Here is a 1,126-nt window from a genome sequence, read left to right as displayed (position 1 = left end):
CGAAGGGTGCGACGTCCCGGAGAGCCCGATCGCGTTGGGGCTCTTCATATTTCAATCCACGCACCCGCGAAGGGTGCGACGGCGCGGAAGGGTGGCACCCCCTCACCCCGCACTTATTTCAATCCACGCACCCGCGAAGGTGCGACCGCGATCCGCTGCAGGCGCTCGTCGGTTGAGTCCGATTTCAATCCACGCACCCGCGAAGGGTGCGACGCTGGATCGGGTCGAGCGGGAGCGCCTCGCCAACGGATTTCAATCCACGCACCCGCGAAGGGTGCGACTGAGCGCGTCGGTGATCGTGACCCATTTTTCGAGATTTCAATCCACGCACCCGCGAAGGGTGCGACCCGGGTGCTCTGTGTCGAGCATTTCGGCGAGTGGTGATTTCAATCCACGCACCCGCGAAGGGTGCGACTGCAAATCAACCCGGATCATCCTCACATCCATTCGGGAGAGACTGGACAATTCGGATTTAGTCGATATTCAATCGGAAGATAGATAAATGTTATTTTCGACAGATGTAGCGAGTCGATTATAATACGCCATATGACATATTAATTCAAAGATATATTCAGCAACGCAGTCCCCCCTTCAGGGCGAAGACTCAGCACACTGACCGGGACAGCCGCACCACAAGAATGATATAGTGTTTGAAAATTTTCTCCGCGAACCTTCCGGGGAATCACTGTTCGCCTGGGGTTCGCAGAGTCATGCCACTAATAAACCCTCCGGATCATACCCCTCCTTTGTACCGAAGTGCTCCACCCGGTTTTTCCAGTTCTTACCCAGGTAGTAGAACCGGAGGCTATCCTTCTCCTCATCGATCATTTCACAGAGAGCATGTTTAAGCTTCGCAAACCGGGCAGGATCGACAAGGCACTCAAAGACGGAGTTCTGAACCCGCTGTCCATAGTTTACACACTCCTTCGCCACCCTGCGAAGCCGTTTCTTCCCTTCAGCAGTCTCCGTATTAACATCATATGTGACCAGAACCATCATCCAGAACACCTCAATTCATGAAGAACGGCGGATAACCGTCGATATCTCCCCGCAGGAAACGAGCCATCAGCATGGCCTGCACATACGGAAGCAGCCCGATAGGTATCTTCTCGTTCAGGTACGGATG

General features: G+C 54.3%; 1 protein-coding gene and 1 CRISPR repeat array. The gene reads right to left on the bottom strand.

The features are described 5' to 3' along the window. Positions 1-48 precede the first annotated feature (48 nt). Positions 49-415: direct repeats of the CRISPR family, unit length 32 nt; unit sequence ATTTCAATCCACGCACCCGCGAAGGGTGCGAC. 293 nt (positions 416-708) lie between these two features. Further along, on the bottom strand, positions 709-999 hold the full coding sequence (gene cas2 / locus EI28_RS12605) for a CRISPR-associated endonuclease Cas2 (RefSeq protein ID WP_048115382.1): 291 nt from the start codon (positions 997-999) through the stop codon (positions 709-711). Between the last annotated feature and the right edge of the window lie 127 nt (positions 1,000-1,126).

The sequence above is a fragment of the Methanoculleus sp. MH98A genome (genome assembly GCF_000691865.1).
In the GTDB taxonomy this organism is placed as follows: domain Archaea; phylum Halobacteriota; class Methanomicrobia; order Methanomicrobiales; family Methanoculleaceae; genus Methanoculleus.
The sequence above is the reverse complement of the archived record's forward strand: the minus strand, read 5'-3'. Positions and strand labels throughout refer to the sequence as shown.